Raw genomic sequence first — 17,791 nt, 5'->3', positions numbered from 1 at the left:
CGCGCGCTCGCGGACCTCAGGGGAAAACTTCGTAGACTTGTTCATGGCTCCATTCTCTCAAGAGTTGGAGCCTCCTCAGAACCCGGGGCGATTCAATGTCATCGAGGACGCCTTGGACGAGAAGGCTGGTCTAGAAACGCGGCTTCGACTGGACACGATACAGACCGCAGCGGTCATCTCGCTTTTGCTAGAAAACTGGTTCGAGCCGCCTGCTGTCCATGGGGCGCACTACTCCACGCTCGTGCAACAGCTCCTGTCTTCCATCGCGCAATATGGCGGCCTCCAGGCGGCTCAGGCGTTCCGCCTTCTTTGCGCCCCGCCCGGTCCGTTCGAGCGGGTGTCCAAAGAGGCCTTTGCCGAACTGCTGCGCACCCTAGGTCAGGCGGAAATCTTGACTCAGGATCACTCAGGTCTGCTGCTCCACGGCCGCATCGGCGACAAGATCGTCAATCACAATTCCTTCTACGCGGCGTTCTCCAGCGACGAGGAGTTCCGCATTGTTTCCAGCGGCAAGGCGCTAGGAACGCTACCTGTCTCGCAGATGCTGACGCCGCGCCAGCGCATTCTTTTCGGAGGGCGCACATGGCTCATCGAAGCCATCGACGAAGAATACAAGACAATCCATGTCGCGCCCGCCAGGGGCGGCGCTCCTCCGCTGTTCAATGGAGGCGGAGGGCGTGTACATACCCGGGTGCGGCAGCGCATGCGCGATATATATGCGGCACAAGACGCACTGCCATTCCTGGACCCAACGGCACAACGCTTCTTGGAGGAAGGCCGCGAGGCGTTCGCTGCGCTGGTGTTGGCCGATCAATTGCTGTTGGATCAGGGTAGCCATGCGATCCTTTTGACATGGCTGGGCGATGCGGCCAACGAGGCAATCGCGTGCCTATTGATGTTCCGCGGCGTGCAGGCATTCACAGGCCGACTGGGTGTTGAGATCCTGCGTGCAGGCCGTAGCCTCGAGGAGGTCAGAGACCTGCTGTGTGACATCGGCTCGGAACCTGCTACAACGCCGGACGAACTGCTCGCGAAAGCAAACAATCTAGCCCGCCAAAAATGGGACGGACTTCTCTCACCGCACCTCTTGCGGCAAAGCTATGCCAGTTCCAACCTGGATACTGATGAGGCGATGGCTTGGCTCCAGGCTACGTTTGTACCGCAGTCATAACAGGCCAATTGTGGTGCATAACTCACCTGACTAATTGAAGGGCCTGATCGCGAAGTGACAGCTTGGATTACGGGGAGGCCCGGCGGGGCCTCCCCGTAATTATTCAACCGCTAGATCTATTCTATGTGCAGCACTTGCGCTGATGGACTCTTACTTTTTGGGCTTATGAACCGGCAAAGTCGGGTGTTTGGGTTTGTTCGGTGGATCAACGCGACGGCGGCGATCATCCGTGCCGTCTTCTTTCTTTGGCTTCGGACCAGGCTTAATGTGATAGCTCATGGACACTCTCCGTTAAAGATTAGAAACACGTCGCAGGTGGCACATACGAATCAGTGTGCCAGTAAAGCCAAGCTGGAATAGCAAGAGACGGCGCCAGCATGCATCGAAAACCAGGTGCGCTGTCGATGATCAATATAGCCTCAAAACCAGAATCTGCCGTTTCCCGATCAAGGAAACGGCAGGGGTTTTTGAGGTCCATGCTGAAGCCGCCTGTGGCCGTTACGTAGGCTTGGGGCGGTGAGTTGGCAAAGTGGACGCGGGTGAGAACAGGCGTAGACAGTGAAGGTCCGCTTGGTGCGAGGGGCTTTTCATAGAGACCGCTGGTATCCACCCTTCCCTACCCCCGATAACGACCCCTAATCACCGAGCCGCCACAGCGAGGCGCGCTCATCGTTAGCCAGCGCCCAGCTGGTGGCCCAGAACGCCGTAACCACGTAGATTTGTCAGGCCAAAACGGCCATCGCTCCATGAGGAGCGATGCATCGTCTGAGACTGAAGATCATGGCCACCAAAACCACTGCCAAAAAAAACACGAAAGCGAAGGCGGCCCCGAAGGCGGCTCCCACCATCAAGCCGATCAAGGATGCGCTGACCAAGTCGGCGCTTATCGCGCACCTGACTGAGCAGGCCAACGTCGAAGCCAAGCAGGTCAAAGCGGTGCTCGCGGCGCTCGAACACACCGTCCTCGGCGCGGTGCACAAGAAGGGAGCCGGCAACTTCACGCTGCCCGGCCTGTTCAAGATCAGTGCGGTGAAGGTGCCGGCCAAACCAAAGCGCAAGGGCAAGAACCCCTTCACCGGTGAGGAACAGGTGTTTGCCGCCAAGCCGGCCACCGTCAAGGTGAAGGTGCGCCCGCTCAAGAAGCTCAAGGACGCGGCAATTTAAGTGATCGATTGTTCCTGCGCCGATCGTTCCGCGCAGGAAGCCTGCCGCGGGCGACCACGGACGTAACGCGCATCGCCGCATTGAGGCGATGCGATTCACTCGATCGACTCCCGAGGAAAACATGGCGATCAAGCTCGACTCACTCTCCCCTGCCGAACTCCAGGCGCTCATTCGGAACGCCGAAGCGCAGATGGAATCTGCGCGCAAGCATCAAGTCCAGGAGGTGCGGACGAAGATTGATGCACTACTCAAGGATGCAGGCTTGAGTATTGATGAGGTCTACCCGCGACGCGGCGGCAGGGGAGCCAAGAGCCCGAAGGTCGTCGTTGCGCCGAAGTATCGCAACCCCTCGGATGCCGCTCAGACTTGGTCCGGCCGCGGTAAGCGCCCGCAATGGTTCTCAGCGGCCTTGAAGAAGAAAGGCGTCACGGTGGAGAGCATGCTCATCGGTGGAAACGCCATGAAAGCGCCTCCGATCAAGGCGGCGAGAAAAGCTCCCGGGAAAGCGTCCGCAACAAGGGCCGCTAAGAAGTAGAAGCGCCTTACAACCATCGCAGCCCCGCACTGACCTGCGGGGCTCTTTGGTCAGGTTGCTGCCCAAGCGCCAGACGCCATTGAGGGCAGCCTCGCAGCAGGAAGGTCTCTCTAGTGCCGAGGATGAGCCACCGCCTTCTGGTCAACTGACGGGGCAATCTCTGCACCAGATAAGCAGATAGCGCGATTTGGTGGCCATGAATCGCGATCTTGCGGACAGCTCGTCACCTCTTGATAGGAGGTAACACCCTCGCTGAATTGAATCTCGTACCAGCGTTCCGCCGAGACGTGGGGCGTGGTGAATCCCAGACCTGCCACGATCAATATGCCGGCCAGCAGCGGTATGAGAATCATGCTGCCATCGATCAGATGTTCTTCCTGGCCTTCGCGTTCCTCGATATGCCACTTTGCCATGCTGCCTCCCGGATCCGTCTGCGAAAAAGCTCGGCCACGGGCATTGCATGAAGCAAATGCGCACGCCCACGGCCGATATCTCATCGAAAGCCACAGGGTTCAGGCAAAAGCACAACACAGCCTTGAACCGCGTAGCCACGCTCCGTAGGCGTCATCAGCGGGCTTTCGCCGCGGTTGGGGAGGTACGCCATCTCCGTGGGCAAAATTACTGCGCGCCCCTGGCCGGAAACAAGTGCGTTGGGACGCAATGCTCAATATCACTTGCGACGGTGGCCAAACCGGAGACGACACCCAGCGAGGGGTCGCCTTCGACCACAGGGATGCCCGGAAAATGACGACGCACGCACCGTTGCAGGTCGGCGGCCTGCGAGCTGCCGCCGGTGAGAAACACGCAGTCCGGGAGCGTGCCGATGTCGTTCCGCGCCTGAATAAGCAGCCGGTTGAATTTCTCGATGAAGCCGGCGGCGGCCTCCAGGAAATCGGCCCGCTGCACCTGAAGCGCCAGGCCTGATTCGATGAAGCCGAAGTCGACGGCGCAGTGCTCATCGCTGCCGAGCCGGATCTTTGCCATTTCGGCCAGACGGTTGAGCTGAGTGGTGGCGCCGAGGTGCTGCAGGGATCTCAGGCGCGAGCCAAACGGTTCGCGAACCATCCTGAAATTCTTTTTCCGGAAATCCCGCTGCCGCGGAAGGATCTGCACGCTGGCTGCGTCGACGTAATTGTGCGCCGGCACCGCGGCCTCATCCTTGCCGAACAAGGGCATGAAGCTTTGCAGATTCACCCCGAGATCGAGGTCCGTGCCGCCTACCGGAACGCCCCAGCTGCGGTGGATACGCGGCGCCATGCCGGCGCCGAGTTCGGCATAGGCCAGATCGGTCGTGCCGCCACCGATGTCCACGATCAGGACGCGCTGCCGCCGATCGATGGCGCGGTGATAGTGCATCGCGGCGGCGACAGGCTCCTCGACGAACGCGATCTCGTCGAACCCGGCCAGCTGAGCCGCTTCACGCAGCAGCTCCAACGCCTGGATACCGCCCTGTGCGCCCATGGAACTGCGGAATTCGACGGGACGCCCGATCACCGCGCCGCGGACCGTGATGCCCAGCTGACGCGTCGCCGTGAGGCGGACATGCTCCAGGATGTGGGCGGCGATGTTCACCACGGTCTGCCTTACCGGGGCATCCATCCGGTATCCGAACATCGACTTCGGCGACTCGATCAGGTGACCGGTGCCCTCCTCCAGATAGGCCTGGACCGCTTCCTCGCCAATGACGGCCCGGTGCAGATCGCCCGTCACGGGGCGCGCCGAACGAACCTGCTCCTCCATCCACTGGCGACGGACGACGCGGATGGCATCCTTGCGAAGTTGCACGTCCGACAGGCCGTGTCGCTGCATGCGTCCGCTACGGACAATCGCGTCCACTTCGGCCTCCATGGCGGGCGTCAGCTGGAACTCATCCGGGCTGGGCACCCGCTCGGGAAAGAAGACCGCCGTGCGGAACTGGGTGGCGTCGCCAAAGCGGATCAGCTGCAGTTTTCCATCCAGCACGGCCGCAGCTGCGGAGTAGCTGGTGCCAAAGTCGATACCGATGTGCATACGTCTCGTCAGAGCTTGAAGATTGATAGGGGGCGTCCGTCGTGATCCGGTCGCCCTCGGGAAGTTGAGGTATGGCCAAGCGCGTGCAGCCAGTGTTCTGCCTCCAGCGAAAGGGCATGTTGATTGCCGTAGATGTCCGGCATCCGTGGCTCCCGTGCGATGGCTTCCACGGCGCCCTGCAGCCAGGGGCGGTAGTCCGGTTGCAAGAGACGCTCGCGACATACATCCACCAGGCGCCTGCATTCACCGACGGCACCCCGTATCAAGGCGTTGGCCGTTGCCGCGCCTGCCGGCATGAACAAGGCGCAGGCGGCGGCCACCGCAGGATGGTGCCCCTGCCCGCTCGCCGACAGCATCGGCGGCAGTGATGCCCCTGTATCCCGCAGCGTCAGCAGGCCACGGAGGGCGGCCAGCCGGCTGCGGAGTTTCACGGGCTCGGCCGCCAGCAGATCCGGTAGCGCCTCCAGGATCGCCGCCTGCCCCACCGGCCCGAGCGCAGTCAGCGCCTGACCGGCAGCCTGCGCAAGCACGTCGTCTTCGAGCAGGCGCACAAGCTCGGGAGCCAACTCACCCGTGCCAAGTCGTCCTGCAGCGCCCACGGCCGCAGGGAGTCGCTCCGAGCGCAGTGCGAAGGCAACATCTGCGGACCTCTGCGGATAGTCGCGCGCCGCCGCATGCGTGACGACCGCATCCTTGACGAGATATTCCGACTCGCGCAGTGGCGCCGCCAGTTCGTGAAGCGGATGGGCGTAAAGAACCTCCCGCAAGCCGTCGATCACGCAGTCGTCGCCCAAGCGCGCCAGCATGGTCACCGCGAAGACACGTCCCTGCGGATTGATCTGGGGTCCCTCGCGCAGATAGACGCGGAGCGGCTCCATCGCGGCACGCCCCTGTGCGGCGAGGTACGCGCTCGCTTGCGCGTGACCGGCATAGTCGTCGATGAGAGCACGCAGATGATCCGGAGACAGGGAGCCGCCGACCATGCCCGCAGGCATGCTGTCCAGCAGGGCCTGTGCGCCGCGGCCGACCACCGCCGCCGGGTGGTCAACCAGGCGTGACACTGCCGCCGCCCACGCCGGGTTACGGGGCAGCCGCTCCAGCGCCCGCAGAATCGCCACACCCTGCACCGGATCGCGCGGATGCTCCAGCGCGCAGTCGGCGAATGCCATGGCGGCGCCCTCCGGCTGCAGTTGTGCCAGTGCCTCGATCGCCGTCATCCGGATGTCCGACAGCGGATGCTTCAAGGCATGCAGCAACCGTTGCGGATAGGCGCGGTCGCGGCCGGCCTGGACGTCAGCACCGCATTGCGGGCAGGTGGAGCTGGCTGCGTCGACTTCGGCGAAGCACGAGGGACAGAAAAATGTGGGCATGACGACGGCATCCCTCGGACGGCGAGGGATATCCTGGAAAGCGGCACGATGGCCAGTCAGGAGTCATCAGCCCTGGGGGCGGTCACAGGCGGACTCCATCGCCCAGCTGCGCGCATTCTAGCGGCTCGGTCGCCCGGTCGCTTGCTTTTGGCCGAACTGGCTGGCTAACTTCGGCGGCACGGAGATGGCATTCTCCCTATAACCGCCGCAAGGCTGATGATGCCTACCTGGTCCGGGCTTCCGGCAGGTGGCGGCGCGCACCCTCCTCTGCTGAAAGTTCGCCACTGACACAGTCCGGGGCGAAAGAAGGCTATGAGCGTCGTGAGGCTTCCGAAAGTCGTTGGGCTCGTTTTCTGCCAAGTCCGCGACGCACATGAAGCATCTGCGCACTCAAGGCTTCCCGTCCCACCGCGTCCCATGCGGAGGAGGCGATGCCATGAACGGTTGGTCACTGCGGTTCTACATGCATGAAAACCAGAAGCACCGGGGCATGCTGCTCTACGAGTGGCTGCTGGAGCAGGCCAAAAAGCACGGCATCCATGGCGCGTCGGCATTCAAGGCCATCGCCGGGTACGGCCGCCACGGCGTCCTGCACGAGCAGAGCTTTTTCGAGCTGGCCGGAGACTGTACGGTCCTGGTCGAGCTGATCGTGGACGACACGGACGCGAGCAAGATGCTGGAGATCGTGCACGAGGACGGGGCGCCCCTGTTCTGGGCCAGGTTTCCAGCCGAGTTCGGGGTCGTCAGTCACTAACATGCGGAGGAGCATCCAGCGCTTGAGCCCCGGCATCCTCCCAGGACGTGGGATGGCTCCATCACGCTCCTCCAACGCCCTACCCACCGCCATCACGGGAGCACTTCAGTTTTGAGCCAAGAGCCGACCTCGTCCGACATGACGGGCCAACAAAAGAGTACAGCGCGCGCCGGAGACTCATCGAGCACGGCCACCCCTTCGCCCAGGCATTGGCTGAATCGGACGGTGGTCGGCGCCGGCGTCACCAGTGCTTTCGGCGACTTCTGCTACGAGACCACCACGGTCCTGCTGCCTGGCTTCCTGGCGGTGCTGGGCCTTCCCGCAGGCGTGCTCGGCACGATCGAAGGCATCGCCGACGCCATCGCCAGCTTCACCAAGATGGTTTCCGGCTACATCGCCGACAAGCTCGGTCACCGCAAGCTGCTGGTGCTGACCGGTTACGGCATGACGCCGCTGGGGCAGATCCTGCTCGCGCTCGCGACGGGGTGGCCACTGCTGCTGCTCGGCCGGGCGATATCGTGGTTCGGCAAAGGGCTTCGGGGGCCGCTGCGGGATGCGATCGTCATCCAGGCCGTCACGCCGGAGACCAAGGGACGGGCCTTCGGATTCCATCGGGCCGCCGATACGGTAGGCGCGGTGGCCGGCCCCCTGCTCGGTGTCGCCCTGCTGGGCTGGGCACAAGGCCTGTATGGAAACGGTTCCACCGAGCCCTTCCGGCTGGTGTTCTGGCTTTCGGTCATACCGGGATTGCTGGCCGTGCTCGCCTTCCTCACGCTAGTGCGCGACCCCCAGCACTCCCCCAACCCGGCGCTGCGCTTTCTCGGCTCGCTGCGTGAGTTGCCCGCCTCGTTCAAGCGATACCTGGGCGCCGTGGGGGTGTTCGGTATTGGCGACTTCTCCCACTCCCTGCTGATCCTGGCGGCGACTCAGTTGCTCACGCCGGCCCACGGCGTCATCCGGGCCGCGCAGATCGCGGGCTTGCTGTACGTGTGGCGCAACGTGGTCCAGGTAGCGCTCTCATATCCCGTGGGTCTGCTCGCCGACCGCCTGGGGCACCTGCGCATGCTGCGCCTGGGCTACCTGCTCGGCGCCATCACCGCCGCCCTGACAGCCGTTGCATTCGTGATGTCGTTGGGCAGCATTGCGTTCCTCGCCCTGATCTTCCTGTGCGCGGGTCTTTACGTCACCGTCGAGGAGGCGCTGGAGCCCACGGTTACCGCCGAGTTCGTAGCACCGAAGCAGCTGGTCACGAGCTACGGTGCGCTCGGCACGATCAACGGGGCTGCCAAGTTCGTCTCCAGCGCGATGGTGGGCCTGGTGTGGTCGGCGGTCTCGCCTGCCTTCGGGTTTGGACTGGCCACGCTGTGGATGGGACTGGGGACGATTGCTTTGTTACGTGTCCGGCGCGGCTAGACGTCTCAGAGGTGAACGCCATCCTGGTCTGATGTGCGGCTCTGCCGCAGCCACTTGGTCAGCCCCTCCAGATCGCGCTTCATCGAACCCTTGTCGCCGCCGGTGGCCGTCGCATCCGCCGACGTAATGGCAAGCTGCCGGCGCAGCGTGCGGCAGGTGGCGGCGAGCCAGTCCTGCAATTGCCGGGCGTAATCGGCCATCGCGGCGTGAAGCGACTCGCCCAGCTGCGTCTCCAGCAGGCTCTTCATCCGCCGACGGCGCCAGAATGCCGGACCGTCCGGTTCGGACCATGTGCAGGCCGGCATGGTCCAGGTGAAGGGGGGCGCGCCGCGCAAAAACTGTTCGCCATGCTCGACGCCCGCCTCGTCCAGGCACTGCTGCAGTGCAGTGACCATGTCGCGCACGACCTGGTCGGCCAGCTCACCGGCCACCTGCGCCGCACGCTCCGCCGCCGGTTGATCAGCCAGGTCTTCCGCCACCTCGTGGATCACCGTAGCCGCGCCGCGCCGCCCCAGTCCGGTGCAGAGCTCGCGCTGCCGATTCTCCGCTTCATCGAGCCGCCCCAGCACCGCACCCGTGTCGCGCTTGTTCCCGGTCGACGTTGCCGGCGCTTCCTCTCGCAGTCCCTGCTCCAGCCGCAAGGCGAGTTGCCGGGCCAGTTGCAGGGTGCGGTCACGCATCCGCTGTGCCGACGCCGCCAGGCATGCATCGAGTGCCGGTTGCAGCACGCTGTCGCGCCAGTCGGAAAAATGCTCCCGATGCGTCGGGGCGACGCTGATCGGGTGCACGGCGATCGCTTCGCCGAGGGCATCGGACAGCATCCGCTCCACGTACTCGCGCTGTTGCGCCAGCGCTTGCGCGGTGACCGCGTCACTCTTGGTGAGGAGGACCATGCGCTGGGCCTTCGCCTGTTGCAGGGCACGCAGTAGGTCGGTATCGAGCGTGGAGAGCGTCGCCGATGCATCGATGGCGACCATGCCCAGATCGCAGCGCGGCAGGTAGTTGAGCGCGTGGGCGGAGGCACTGGCATGCAACGAGCCGAGCCCCGGCGTGTCGGTGAAAGTCAGTCCGGATGCCAGGATCCGTGCGGGCACGGTGATCGCCACCTCCCGCATGCGGCTGGACTGGCTGCCGCCCTCCACGATGCACTGCGCCAGCTCGTCAGACGCGATGGTCGAGACGCGCCCTTCGGAGTCCCATCCCTCGATCTGCAGTGCGTCGCCATGCCGGATGCGGGTGACGACGGCGGTGACCGGGATCGCGCCGGTAGGCAGCAGCTCGCATTCCAGCAGCGCGTTGACCAACGATGACTTGCCGCTGCTGACGCGGCCGAGGATGGCCACCTCGATCCCATCGTGACGGGTCAACAAGCGGCGCACCGTCGGGCGAAACTCGAACAAATGATGGCGCTCGACGATCTGTGCCATCACGGCGAGCAGCCCTTCCGGATCGACGCCCTCCGGCAGTGTCAGCGTCTGGTGCCGCAGCTCGCGGGCAATGTCATCCAGCAGCAGCCCCAGCTCGGCCGCCAGCGCGCGAGCAACGCGCTCGCCCTCCGCGTCCAGCGATCCATATCCGCGCAGGTAGCTTGGCCGCAAGTCATAGACTGCGTTGCGCGCCAGCGTCATGCGGGTTTCGAATCCCCACGACGCGTCCACGGCGGAATAGTTGCTGCGGTTTAACGCCTGCGTTTCCATGAAGCGGCGCATGGCGGCGCGCAGGCGTTCCAGGTGGCGGCGCAGAGCGGTGATGCGTTGAGGCTCGGGAAAATCAATGTAGCGCGGGAACAGGCTGTCCGGATCTTGGTCGGTGAGCATTTGGATGCCGTCCTGGACCTCGTGCTCGATGTGGCTCAGGAGGTTGAGGATGTGGTGACGCTGGTTCTCGGTCAGCATGCGGATCAGAACAAGGCAACCGCCATGATCAGGACCAGCAGCAACCCGACCAGGCCCAGATAGACATTCATGTGCCCCGACTGCAGCGGGCTTACCGCACGGGCCAGCCACTGCACGACGCGTACCGGCACACGGAATATCTTCGCTTCGAAAAGGGGCGCCACCGTGGTGCGATGCTCGACGCGGTGAACGAAATAGCTGCGGCCACTGTACTCATGGTCGATCGTCGTCCGCGGCCGGTAGACGAAGGCATAGAACGTGCGCATGGCGTTGGCGAAGGTCAGCGTCGTCGTGGCACCCTGCGCCGGGCGGGCAAAGCCCCCATACCACACCGGCACGCGCAATCGCCGGTGCCGGCGCACCGACCCGATGAGCAGGCCGATCGGCAACAACGCCAGCAGCGGCAGCGCCACCACCAGCTTGGTCGGGGAGATGAACGCAAAGCTCGACGTCAGCGGCACGAGCAGCGCCCCACTGCGCAGCGCCATGCTCGTCTGGCCGGGAAAAAGCTGCGCGGTGACACGATCGAGCCCGTGCAGCCACCACGGCATGCCCACTGCCAGCAGCAGCACGCCCAGGCCAAGCAGCCCGCAGGCCACCGCATGGCCCCCGCGTACCGAACCAGCGCCCCCTTCCTCGCGCACGCGCCTCCCCAGCACCCCCAGACCGACCAGCTTCACGAACGTGGCAAACGCGACGGCGGCCGTCAGCGCTATGCCGGCACCCGCCAGCGAGAGCGTGAGTCGACCGCCTAGGCTGGTTAGATGAAACCCCTGGAACAGCGTCTGGAAAGTGAACCACTCGCTGACGAAACCGGCCTGCGGTGGCATCGCCGCCAGGCTCATGCCGGCGAAGACCACCCCCATGCCGAAATACCAGCGGCTGTGCCGCAGCAGGGCCTGCTGGCGGATGTCGTAATGCCCGCTGGCGGCGTAGTTGCCGTCGGCCGCCAGCATCAGGCAGCCCTTGGCGAGCGCGTGTCCGGCCAGATGCAGCAACGCCACCAGATACCCCAGCGAGGCCAGGGCCAGCAGCCCTTCCTGCCGGAAGATCATGCTGGCGCCCAGCACGGTGATGGCGATGGCGGCGTTTTCCGCCGAGGAAAATGCCAGCAAGCGCCGCCAGTCGTCCTCCTGGAAGGCGTACAGCACCGCGAGGATGGCGCTGAGCACCCCGACCGTCACCGTGATCACGCCCAGCGCGTACTGCCCCGGCAGCCACTCAGTAAGACCCCGCGCCAGGCCGAAGAAGGCGGCATTGAGCACCACGCCCGACAACAGGGCACCGCTGGCACCACTGCCCTGCCCGTAGGCACCGGGATACCACTCGTAGAACGGCAATATGCCCAGTTTTGCGCCGAAGCCGATCAGCAGCAGCAGACCGATCCCTAGGGCCGGCCAACTTCCTGCAGCCCATGCCTGCGCGGCGAACTCACCGAAGTGCACGCTGCCCGTGCGCTGCGACAACCAGAGCAACGCCGCCATCAGGGCGACCGCACCGACTTCCAGCAAGCCCAGCATGAACAACAAGCCGCGACCCTCGCGCGAGGGCCCGAGGTGTTCCCCGACCAATAGCACCGCACCGCCCAGGCTCATCAACTCCCACGCGATCAGAAAGCCCAGAGCATCCTGTAGACCAAAACAGCCCAGTGCGCCGAGCAGGCACAGACTCGCGCCAGCGGACCAGCTGCGCCATGACGCCCCGGGCGAGCCCAGCGCTGTGGCGAAGAACGCCGCCACTGCACCGAACGCGAGCAGCCATAGCGCATCCGGTGCGAGCACCAGACGGGAGCCTGCCCAGCCGACGCCCAGCGGCGCGCAGGCGATGCCCTCCGGCAGGCGGCCGGCCGACGCAAGCACCACCAGCGCGCAGCCCAGCGCCAACGCCACGCGCACCAGCCGCCGGCCGACACCGAGCACCGCCAGCACCAGCGAAAGCAGCCACAGGGCCGATGCGGCCAGCACCATCCATTCAGCGCTCATGGACACGCCCCCCATGGATACGTTGCGGTTTGCGCTCCAGCAGCATCAGCAACGCCTCGATGATGGCGGCAGGATTGGGCGGACAGCCCGGCAGCCACACGTCCACCGGCAGCACCCCCTCCAGCCCGTGGCCGCTCGTCTCGGTGCCGCCGCATACGCCGCCACTCACTGCGCAGGTGCCGCACGCCAGCACACGCTTGGGTTCGGGCATGGCTTCCCACGCCGCCAGCAAGGGTTCGTGCATGCCCGTGGTTACGGTGCCGGTGACCAGCAGCAGATCGGCCGCACGCGGCGACGCCGTGAAAAAGATCCCCAGCCGGTGCAGGTTGTAGAACGGATTGTTGAGCGCCTGCAGTTCGGACTCGCAGCCGTTGCACGAGCCGGCATCGACGTGCCGCACATGGAGACTGCCGCGGAAGCTGCGTTCGATATGCGAGGCCAGGCGCACCTCCGGCGGCCGCGGATCCGGGTCCAGCGACCATTGCAGATCCACGCGGTCGCGCACGCCGAACGCCCACTCGCTGCCCGGCTGCAAGGTGCCTGCGGGGCAGGTTTCGACGCACAGCTGGCAATTGACGCATCGACCGTAATCGAGCGTTTCCAGATGGCCTCGCGTATCCAGCGTGATGGCCTGCGTCGGGCAGGCATCGGCGCAGCGGTGGCAGTCCTCGGTGCAACGGTCGGCACCGACGCTCGGCATGCCGATGGTGCCCTGCTGGCCATGCGCAGCAGGATCCTTTGGCCACCCGGTGGTGGCCTTGCCCTGACCCAGTCCTCGCAACGTCCACAACGGCATCGATCCTCCTAGCGGTCGCAGCCGGCGATGGTGAGGCCGAAGCTAGCCTCGTTGATCGCGTAATCCATCATGTTGGTCTGGTGCACGGTGAAGGGAAACGCACGCCAGTTCGAGAAGGACGGCGACTTGACCTTCACTCGCGCCAGCGCGCCGTCTGGCCCTACGTGCACCGCGTAATACAGCGACCCACGCGGCGTTTCCGCCCAGCCCAGGCCGAAGCTGCCTGGTGGCGCCTCGCAGGCCACGCGGCACGGTCCGGTGGCGAGCCGGGGCAGCAGGATTTCCAGCAGATCGAAACTGGCCAGCAACTCGGCGGCGCGCACCTTGGCCCGGGCATGGGCGTCGCCGGACTCGGCAAGCGGCACCGGCACGGTCAGCTCGTCGTAGGCTGCATACGGATGGTCGCGACGCAGGTCGCGGTCCAGTCCCGAGGCACGCTCGATCGGTCCGGTCGCGCCCTGGTCGAAAGCGACCTCGCGCGGCAGCACGCCGGTGGTGATCAGGCGGTCCAGGTAGCTGGTGGTGCGCTCGAGCTGCGCAAGGTAGCCCTCGACTTCCTTGCGCAGCGCCAGCAGGTGTTCGGGCCAGCCGGGAGGCACGACCATCTCGCGGCGCAGGCCGCCGGGACACAGCACATTGCGCATGAAACGCTGGCCGGTGAGTTGCCCGGCCAATTGCTTGGCCCGCTCCTCCAGCAGGCGCCCCTCGGCCTGGCCGACCTTCAGGGTGGTCGCATCGGCCAGCGCCCCGAAGTAATGCAGGTGGTTGTAGATGCGCTCCAGCTCGGCCACCAGGACGCGCCATTGCCGGGCGCGGCGCGGAACCTCGCAGCCGGCGGCGTGCTCTACCGCCTGGCAGTAGGCCAGCGCATGCGCCACGCTACCCACGCCCGACACCCGCTCGGCCAGCACGCATCCGTGCGTGGGCGACAACCCCTCGAAACGCGCTTCCATACCTCTGTGCTTCAGGAACAACCGCGGCACGTAGTGCACGATCGCTTCGCCGATGTAGAGGAACAGGAACTGGCCGGACTCCATCACGTCGGCCCGGACAGGGCCGAACCCGAGCCATTGCGCTTGGGGATCAACGGCTTCCGGGAGCACCAGGGGAGCGCGCGGCATGCCGTTCGAGCGGTCGATCACCAGCGGATGCGGCTCGGGATGGCCGCGAAAACTCAGGCCATGCAGATCCTGCATTTCCCGCTCGTACCAGCCCAGCAGCGGTGCACGCGTGGCCAGACTCGGCAACGCGTCATCGACAGGCCGCACGCACCACACCTCGAACGGTTGGCCGGCCGCCGGTGCGGCGAGATAGCGAACCTCGATCGCGTCAGGCGCGGACCGCCACGCGTAAGCCATCTGCATCCGCCCACCATCGGCAAGCAACTGCTCGACGCGCGACTCCAGCGCGGCCGCGTCTAGCACCAGCATCTGCAGACGGACGCTCATGGCCGCACTCCCAGGCCCTGCGCGATGCCACTGAACACGGACTGCCACGAGGGTGGCCACCACAACCCCAGGATCAACAGCGCCCCCAGCGCCAGGGCCATGGGCAGGACGCGCCAGGCGGCACCGCCGATCGGGGTCCGGTTCGCCGGCTCCGATACTTCGCCGAGATACATCGCTCGGAAATGGTTGAGGAACGCCACGAAGATCGCGATCAGCAGCACCAGCATGACGATGGCAGCCCAGCGATGGGGGCCGTCCCAGCCGGCGCGCAGGATGGTGAACTCGCTGAGGAACAGTCCGAAAGGAGGCGCGCCGGTGATCGCCACGGCGCCGCACAGCCAGATCGCCCCGGATACCGGAAACTCCCGCCACATGCCGCGCATGTCGTCCATGCGCTTGCTGCCGAAGCGCTGCATGGCATTGCCTGCACCGAAGAACAGCAGCGGCTTGGCCAGCGAGTGATTGAGCATGTGATACATGGCGCCGGCGATGCCCAGCGGCCCACCGAAGCCGAAGCCCAACGCCAGCACGCCCATGTGTTCCACGCTGGAATACGCCATCAGGCGCTTGACCTGCCGCTGCCGCACGATGAACAGCGCACCGACCACCAGCGAAAACACCCCCAGTACCACCAGTGCCAGATGCGGCAGCTGGCCGTGCCCGGCCGCGTCCGTCACCGCCAGCAGTCGCACGATGCCGACCATGGCGGTATTGAGCAGCGCACCGGAGAGCATCGCCGAGACCGGCGCCGGGCCTTCGCTATGGGCATCGGGCAGCCAGGTGTGCATGGGCGCCAGGCCGACCTTGGTGCCGTAGCCGATCAGCACGAGCAGGAAACCCATCTTCAGCAACACCGGCGGCATATGCGGCGCCGCTGCCACCAGCGTCGACCAGCTGAGCATGTAGGTCTCGCCGTAGACGAAGCTGCCGCCCCAGTACAGCAGCGCCGTACCGAGCAGCGCCAGGCTGATGCCGGAGGACACCACGATGATGTACTTCCACGCCGCCTCCATGCTCTCGGCGTTGCGCTCGAAGCCGACCAGGAAGGTGCTGATCAGGGTGGTCAGCTCGATCGCGATCCAGTAGACGCCCACGCTGTTGACCAGCGGCGCGACCAGCATGCTCAGCGCGAAGCCGGCGAACAGCGCGTAGAAGACCGGCAGCTGTCCTTCGCTGTGCGCCGCCTGCCGCATGTAAGCGATCGCGTAGATCGAGGACAGCAGGTAGACGATCGCGACGCAAAGCACGACCCAGGAACCCAGCGCGTCGACGATCAGATAGCCATGAAGCAGCGTGACCGGTGCAACGAACTGGAACGGCAGCGGCGCGGCGAGTACGAACACCGCCACGGCGGACGCCAGGTTGAGCCACTCGCTGACGCGAGCCCGGCGCAGCGCAAGCCCCAGCACGACGGCCAGGGCCGGTGCGAGCCAGAGCAGCGCGACATGCAGCGATGCGCTCATCCGGTCAATCTCCGCAGCTCATGACTGCTGGTGCTGCCGATATGAGTCAGCAGGTAGCGCACCAGCACCCCGAAACAGGCGACGGCCACCAGCAGGTCGAACAGCAGCACCAGCTCGATCATCAGCGGCATGCCGGGCATCAAGATCTGCGTACCCAGAAAGATCCCGTTTTCCAGCACCAGGATGCCAAGGATGTGACTGATCGCCTCGTGGCGGAGCGTCAGCATCAGGAAGCCGATCAGCTTCATCGAAAACATCACGGTGAGTGCGAGCACCACCACGTTGGAGTTCAGTCCCAAATCGTCGGCGAGCCGAACGGCGACCACCAGTGCAAACACCACCGCGCCAGCACCGATCACCAGCGTCGTCGACGTGCTGAGCAACTCGCGCACTTCACGCGCGGTGTTCAATCGCCGCAGGATCCTGAGGATCAGCCATGGCAGCACCAGGCCGCGGAACAGCACGGTCAAGCCGGCCACCCAGTACAGCTCGGTGTATCCCCCGTAGTAGGCCACGGTGGCGGACAGCAGCCCGATCAGCCAGGACTGCGCGGCAAACGCCAGCATGTAATCCTTGAGCCAGCGCGACCCCAGCATCACGAACGCCATCAACAGGCTACCGATCGCCAGCAGACTGAACAGCGAGGCGGCCAAGGGTGAGAGGTGGGCGGCAAGCATGGCGGTCACCGGATCTGGTTGGCCACGATGGCCAGCACGGCGAGCAGGAAGGCGGCAGCCAGCGGTTCCTGGTAGCGGTAGAAGCGCAGGCGCGACTGCGCGGTCTCCACCCCGACCACCGCGCACGCCACCAGGGCGAACTTGATCGCAATGCCCAGCACGGCACCGGCCAACCCCATCGCCGTGCCCAGCTTCGACAGGCCCCAGGGCAGCAGCAGCACGTGGCAGAAGATGGTGTAGAGAATGAACTGCTTCATCATCGACGACCACTTCAGCAGCGCCAGCAATGGCCCGGAATACTCCAGCACCCGCGCCTCCTCGATCATGTAGACCTCGATATGCGTGCTGGAGTGAATCGGCAGGCGATCCGTCTCGGTCAGCAGCAGCACGAAGAAGGCGGCGATCAGGAACAGGTGGGTGGGGCTCCAGTACACCTCGGGTCGGGCCACAAGTAGGTGATTGACCACGAACGGCAGCATGGCGTGCGCCATCAGCGTGATGCCGACGAACACCAGAATCAGGATCGGCTCGGCAAGGATCGCGATCATCACCGTGCGACTCGCACCGATACCGCCGTAGGCACTGCCGGTATCCAGCGCGGCGAGATTCACGAAAAACGTACCCAGGGTGAGCACCAGGCCACCGCCGAGAATGTCGCCCATGTCCGACTGCGGCAGCGGAAAATCCGTCAGAACCGGGATCAGGATCGGCACGGTGAGCATCGCGGTAAACGCCACCACCGGGGCGCTCCAGAACACCCAACTCGCGGTCACTGGCACCAGTTGCTGCTTGCGGAACAGCTTGAACAGGTCGCGATACGGCTGCAGCAGCGAGGGCCCCTGCCCCCGCTGCGCGCGCTCCTCGTAGCGCAGGATGAACCCCTGCAGCAGCGGCGACAGCAGCACCACTGCGGCTACCTGCGCGATCTGGTCGAGGATGTCGCGCATGACGCCGGGTCAGTCGCGCAAACGGGATGTCTCGGGAGAGCGGCGCACCCTGCGGGCCACGACGCGAACTGGCTGGCGCCCGCGCCGGCCGCTGAGCACCGATGCGGCGAGGAAGATCGTCAGAAGGGGGGCAATACAGGTCATGGGCGGCTCCAGAAGGGTCGCG

Annotated in this window: 15 protein-coding genes, 1 pseudogene and 3 riboswitches; of the genes and pseudogenes, 5 read left to right on the top strand and 11 right to left on the bottom strand. The window is 65.2% G+C overall.

Annotated features, from left to right (window positions below; all coding sequences use genetic code 11):
* A pseudogene (locus BDW41_RS17195) lies at positions 1-1,171 on the top strand (DEAD/DEAH box helicase); the annotation flags it as partial.
* A 150-nt stretch (positions 1,172-1,321) separates the two neighbouring features.
* Here BDW41_RS17195 and BDW41_RS23865 read toward each other — a convergent pair.
* Positions 1,322-1,450 (bottom strand): hypothetical protein, encoded by a 129-nt coding sequence (locus BDW41_RS23865; protein ID WP_255412979.1) that lies wholly within the window; start codon positions 1,448-1,450, stop codon positions 1,322-1,324.
* A 501-nt stretch (positions 1,451-1,951) separates the two neighbouring features.
* Here BDW41_RS23865 and BDW41_RS17190 point away from each other — a divergent pair.
* Together BDW41_RS17190 and BDW41_RS17185 are read left to right on the top strand one after the other, a co-directional pair.
* Positions 1,952-2,335: an HU family DNA-binding protein gene (locus BDW41_RS17190; RefSeq protein WP_074549321.1), complete on the top strand. Its 384-nt coding sequence runs from the start codon at positions 1,952-1,954 to the stop codon at positions 2,333-2,335.
* Between the two features lie 121 nt (positions 2,336-2,456).
* The gene (locus tag BDW41_RS17185) at positions 2,457-2,870 is read left to right on the top strand and encodes an H-NS histone family protein (protein ID WP_074548986.1); all 414 of its coding nucleotides are present in this window, start codon (positions 2,457-2,459) and stop codon (positions 2,868-2,870) included.
* Positions 2,871-2,980: 110 nt separating this feature from the next.
* Here BDW41_RS17185 and BDW41_RS23160 read toward each other — a convergent pair whose 3' ends face one another.
* The 3 genes from BDW41_RS23160 to BDW41_RS23155 all read right to left on the bottom strand — a co-directional run bounded on the left by BDW41_RS23160 (position 2,981) and on the right by BDW41_RS23155 (position 6,250).
* Positions 2,981-3,283, bottom strand: a complete 303-nt coding sequence (locus BDW41_RS23160) for a hypothetical protein (protein WP_146217377.1) — start codon at positions 3,281-3,283, stop codon at positions 2,981-2,983.
* A 138-nt stretch (positions 3,284-3,421) separates the two neighbouring features.
* Positions 3,422-3,487: riboswitch (Fluoride riboswitch) on the bottom strand.
* Position 3,488: 1 nt separating this feature from the next.
* A complete protein-coding gene (locus BDW41_RS17180) occupies positions 3,489-4,880 on the bottom strand; it encodes an Hsp70 family protein (protein WP_074548988.1) in 1,392 nt (463 codons plus the stop codon).
* Positions 4,881-4,888: 8 nt separating this feature from the next.
* A complete protein-coding gene (locus tag BDW41_RS23155; RefSeq protein ID WP_074548990.1) occupies positions 4,889-6,250 on the bottom strand; it encodes a zinc ribbon domain-containing protein in 1,362 nt (453 codons plus the stop codon).
* Between the two features lie 50 nt (positions 6,251-6,300).
* A riboswitch (Fluoride riboswitch) is annotated at positions 6,301-6,362 on the bottom strand.
* 59 nt (positions 6,363-6,421) lie between these two features.
* Positions 6,422-6,483: riboswitch (Fluoride riboswitch) on the top strand.
* Between the two features lie 203 nt (positions 6,484-6,686).
* Between BDW41_RS23155 and BDW41_RS17155 the strand changes: the two genes are divergently transcribed.
* Together BDW41_RS17155 and BDW41_RS17150 are read left to right on the top strand one after the other, a co-directional pair.
* On the top strand, positions 6,687-7,004 hold the full coding sequence (locus BDW41_RS17155; RefSeq protein ID WP_074548992.1) for a DUF190 domain-containing protein: 318 nt from the start codon (positions 6,687-6,689) through the stop codon (positions 7,002-7,004).
* Between the two features lie 225 nt (positions 7,005-7,229).
* A complete protein-coding gene (locus tag BDW41_RS17150) occupies positions 7,230-8,417 on the top strand; it encodes an MFS transporter (protein ID WP_233496915.1) in 1,188 nt (395 codons plus the stop codon).
* A 5-nt stretch (positions 8,418-8,422) separates the two neighbouring features.
* Here the strand turns inward: BDW41_RS17150 and BDW41_RS17145 are convergent, their stop codons facing one another.
* From BDW41_RS17145 to BDW41_RS17115, 7 genes are read right to left on the bottom strand one after another with little or no spacing between them, the layout of a single operon-like run.
* A complete protein-coding gene (locus BDW41_RS17145) occupies positions 8,423-10,312 on the bottom strand; it encodes a dynamin family protein (RefSeq protein ID WP_074548996.1) in 1,890 nt (629 codons plus the stop codon).
* Between the two features lie 5 nt (positions 10,313-10,317).
* Entirely contained in the window at positions 10,318-12,279 is a 1,962-nt protein-coding gene (locus tag BDW41_RS17140) for a proton-conducting transporter membrane subunit (RefSeq protein WP_074549323.1), read from the bottom strand.
* Between the two features lie 4 nt (positions 12,280-12,283).
* Positions 12,284-13,090 carry a 4Fe-4S dicluster domain-containing protein gene (locus tag BDW41_RS17135; protein WP_074548998.1) on the bottom strand — a complete coding sequence of 269 codons (807 nt, stop codon included), beginning with the start codon at positions 13,088-13,090 and terminating at the stop codon, positions 12,284-12,286.
* 8 nt (positions 13,091-13,098) lie between these two features.
* Positions 13,099-14,538, bottom strand: a complete 1,440-nt coding sequence (locus tag BDW41_RS17130; RefSeq protein WP_074549000.1) for a nickel-dependent hydrogenase large subunit — start codon at positions 14,536-14,538, stop codon at positions 13,099-13,101.
* Entirely contained in the window at positions 14,535-16,001 is a 1,467-nt protein-coding gene (locus tag BDW41_RS17125; RefSeq protein WP_074549002.1) for a proton-conducting transporter membrane subunit, read from the bottom strand. The genes BDW41_RS17130 and BDW41_RS17125 overlap by 4 nt, the downstream gene beginning before the upstream one ends.
* Positions 15,998-16,678 carry a hydrogenase gene (locus BDW41_RS17120; RefSeq protein WP_074549326.1) on the bottom strand — a complete coding sequence of 227 codons (681 nt, stop codon included), beginning with the start codon at positions 16,676-16,678 and terminating at the stop codon, positions 15,998-16,000. Before BDW41_RS17120 ends, BDW41_RS17125 begins: the two co-directional genes overlap by 4 nt.
* A gap of 5 nt (positions 16,679-16,683) precedes the next feature.
* Positions 16,684-17,625, bottom strand: a complete 942-nt coding sequence (locus BDW41_RS17115) for an NADH-quinone oxidoreductase subunit H (RefSeq protein ID WP_074549004.1) — start codon at positions 17,623-17,625, stop codon at positions 16,684-16,686.
* Positions 17,626-17,791: the final 166 nt, after the last annotated feature.

Source organism: Dyella sp. AtDHG13 (assembly GCF_003201105.1).
In the GTDB taxonomy this organism is placed as follows: domain Bacteria; phylum Pseudomonadota; class Gammaproteobacteria; order Xanthomonadales; family Rhodanobacteraceae; genus Dyella; species Dyella jiangningensis_B.
Note: the sequence above shows the minus strand (reverse complement) of the source record. Positions and strands in the feature narration are given on the sequence as shown.